At 37.8% G+C, this 320-nt stretch carries 1 rRNA gene; it reads right to left on the bottom strand.

The window, feature by feature from the left end:
• Positions 1–194: 194 nt before the first annotated feature.
• Positions 195–309 (bottom strand): 5S ribosomal RNA (gene rrf, locus IDG60_RS03235).
• Between the last annotated feature and the right edge of the window lie 11 nt (positions 310–320).

The following is a 320-nucleotide window of genomic DNA, read 5'->3' as shown; positions in this document are numbered from 1 at the left end:
ATTTAACACATAGTAAGAAAAACAGTCATAAATTGATTTCTAATTGAAATCATCTTATGACTGCTTTTTATTATACTTTACATTTCTCGTTTCGTCAGATTCAAACGTTTTCACTTCGCCAAGCCATCTTTCTTTGTGTTTGCTTTTATTTTGACGTTTTAGACATAAAAAAAAGAGACCTGCGGTCTCAACTTGCCTGGCAACGTTCTACTCTAGCGGAACGTAAGTTCGACTACCATCGACGCTAAGGAGCTTAACTTCTGTGTTCGGCATGGGAACAGGTGTGACCTCCTTGCTATAGTCACCAGACATATGAATGT

It is taken from the genome of Staphylococcus sp. EG-SA-2, from assembly GCF_017152085.1.
The sequence above is the reverse complement of the archived record's forward strand: the minus strand, read 5'-3'. Positions and strand labels throughout refer to the sequence as shown.